This window comes from Kitasatospora arboriphila (assembly GCF_039528095.1).
Taxonomy (GTDB): Bacteria; Actinomycetota; Actinomycetes; order Streptomycetales; family Streptomycetaceae; genus Kitasatospora; species Kitasatospora arboriphila.
Genome location: NZ_BAAALD010000204.1, coordinates 1 through 2,945, shown reverse-complemented (window position 1 = coordinate 2,945; position 2,945 = coordinate 1). Strand labels below are relative to the sequence as shown.

At 78.9% G+C, this 2,945-nt stretch carries 2 protein-coding genes; both read right to left on the bottom strand.

Annotated features, from left to right (window positions below; all coding sequences use genetic code 11):
* Window positions 1-875: DUF4135 domain-containing protein (locus ABD353_RS39435; RefSeq protein ID WP_344628544.1), on the bottom strand; the 875-nt coding region annotated here is incomplete at its 3' end.
* Between the two features lies 1 nt (window position 876).
* Window positions 877-2,945 (bottom strand): ATP-binding cassette domain-containing protein (locus ABD353_RS39430; RefSeq protein ID WP_344628543.1); only part of this gene is annotated, 2,069 nt, incomplete at its 5' end.

The window sequence follows — 2,945 nt, the reverse complement described above, 5'->3', positions numbered from 1 at the left end:
GCGCGCCCCCCGGCGTGCCGGTCGCCGGCGTCGCCGCGGACCTGGTCGAGGGGGCCCGGATCCTCGCCCTGCCAGAGCTGCTCGACGAGCAGCGCCCGGTCGGCGGCGAGCCGGGCGAACAGTTCGGTCTGCACGTGCTGCCACTGCCGGCAGACGGTGCCGACCAGGTACGCGAGGGCGGGCAGCCGCTCCAGCCGGGCGAGCCAGCCCTCGACGGAGGTGTCCAGGCCGCCGGCGGCGTCCCAGTCGGTGGCGCGCGGCCGGCCGGTGGCGGCCTGCAGTTCGTGGCAGAGCGAGAGGTTGCAGGCCTCGGTGAGCCGGGCGGTCAGGGCGCCGGCCAGGTCTCCGCGGGCCCGGTCGGTGACCGGGACGCCGAGGATCCCGCCGGGGCCGTCGGGCAGCAGCGCCCGGGCGGCGGCCCCGAAGGCGGCGGTGAGGGCGCCGGGCGCGGTGGTCTCCGGGCCGGGTGCGGCGGGCAGGGTGCGCAGGAAGGCCGCGAGGGCGAGCGCCCAGGGCGGCAGCGCGGCCGGGTCGGCGAGGACGACCGGGCGCAGGCCGTCGCCGAGCGGCCGGCCGGTCTCCGCGAGGTGGTCGAGCAGGACACCGGCGCCGCCATGGCCGCCGGCGGCGCGGCGCAGCCAGGTGTCGACGGCGGCGGCGCGGGTCCGCCGGTCCTCGTCCGGGTCGGGGGCGAAGTGTGCGGTGCCGTCCGGCCGGGCGGCGGCCCGGTCCTCGAAGGAGGCCGCGGCGGCCACCACGGCGCGCAGCCGCTCGTCGCCCCGGGCGGTGCCGGGGAGCAGCCGGGCGGGGCCGTCGGCACCCTCGTCGGCGGCTGCGTCGGCGGGGCGGAGCCAGGTCTGCAGGTCGAGCGACATCTCACATCTCCTGGAGTCGGGCGAGGCGGGTGAACAGCGGGTCGGTGCCGAGCAGTTCGTCGTACGTGCCGGTGGCGGTGACCCGCCCGCCGGAGAGCACGTGGATGCGGTCGGCGGTGCGGACGGTGCTGAGCCGGTGGGCGATGACGATGCGGGTGGTGTCGAGGCCGGCGACGGCCTCGGCGACCTTGCGCTGGGTGGCGTTGTCGAGGGCGGAGGTGGCTTCGTCGAGCAGCAGCACGGCGGGCCGGCGGACGAGGGCGCGGGCCAGCAGCAGCCGCTGGACCTGCCCGCCGGAGAAGCCCTGGGCGTCCTCGCCGATCCGGGTGCCGAGGCCGAGCGGCAGGCGGCGCAGGTCGTCGGCGATGCCGGCGAGTTCGGCGGCCTCCCAGATGCGGTCCTCGGTGACCTCGCTGTCGGTGCCGGCGAGGTTCTCCAGCAGGGAGCCGCGCAGCATCCGGCCGTGCTGGAGGACGGCGCCGAGCCGGCGGCGGACCAGCCGGGCGTCGAGGCCGGCGAGGTCCCGGCCGTCGTAGCGGACGGTCCCCGACTCCGGCTGCTCGAAGCCGAGCAGCAGCCGTACCAGGGTGGACTTGCCGGCGCCGGACGGGCCGACCACGGCGACCAGTTCGCCGGGTGCGGCGTGCAGCGAGACGCCGTCCAGGGCGGGGGCGGCGGTGCCCGGGTAGCGGAACACCGCGTTCTCCAGGGCGACGTCGCCGCCGAGCGGGCCGGGGTCGGCGAGTGCCCCGCGGCGCTCGCCCGGTGCGGACTCGGCGAGGATCGGCCGCAACCGGTCCAGCACGGGGGCGATGCCGTAGGCGCCGGCGGCGGCGTGGGTGACCTGGCCGAGCGCCATGGCGACCTGGCCGGCGGCGACACCGGCGGCCATCAGGTGCCCGGACGGGGTGTCCCCGGCCGCCGTCGCGCCCGCCAGCAGCACCGCCAGCAGCAGCGGTTGCAGGGCGGCGGTCAGCGCACCGGCCGCGGCGTCGGCCCGCTGGGCGGCGGCGTCGGCCCGCTTCTGCGCGGCGAAGGGCACCGCCCAGCGGGCGAAGGCCTGGATCTCCCGGCCCGCCGTCTGGATCTTGTCGATGCCGAGCAGCAGCCCGTACAGCACGCCCTGCAGCCGGCCGTGCAGGGCGAACACCTCGCTCTCGTACCGCTGCCGACGGCGGCCGAGGGCCAGCAGCAGCCCGGTGACCGCCAGCACGGCGAGCAGCAGCAGCGCGCCGAGCCACGGGTCGACCAGCAGCAGCACGGTCAGCCCGGAGGTGGCGAACACCGCGCCGAGCACCGCGCCGACCAGCACCTCGGACATCGCCTGGCGGGCCTGGGCGACCGCGTTCGCCCGGTGCACCAGGTCGCCGGTGGTGAAGTCGCGGAAGAACCGGGCGTCGTGGCCCAGCAGCCGGTCCCAGACGGCCGGTTCCAGCGCGGACTGCACCCGCCCGGTCAGCCGGACGGCCGCCGTGTTGCGGACGAGCACCAGCAACCAGGACGCCGCCACCGCCGACCCCAGCAGCAGGGCCAGCCAGCGGACGGGGTGCCGGTCCGCCGCGAGCAGCTGCGGCAGCAGCACGCCGGTGCTGAGCGGCACCAGCAGGCCGAGCAGGGCCGCGGCCAGGCCGGCCGCGGTGAGCCGGGCGAGGTCCCGGCGGGCACCCGGAACGGCCAGCACGAACCGGGCCAGCCCGGCCGGACCGAGCGCACCGGGCGGCAGCGGCGGGTACAGCAGCAGTGCCCGCCGCTGCAGCGCCACCCGGTGCTTGCGGCCGGCGGGTCGGGCACCCGCCGGGTCGTACCGCCGGTGGCCGCCGGACGGGCGCGGCACCAGCGCGATCGGACGGCCATCGTCCGCGGCGAACCCGACCACCGGGCCGGCCAGCCCGGCCGGGTCGGCGTGCCAGTCCGGGCCCTCCGGCAGGGTGATCGGGCGGGACCGCACCCCGGCCGACCGCAGCAGCGCGGCCAGCGGGTCACGGGCCGTCCGCACCGCGGCGGGCAGGTCGGCGGGCGGCCGGCCGTCCTCGCCGCGGACCCGGAGGCCGAGCGCGTCGAGGACGGCCC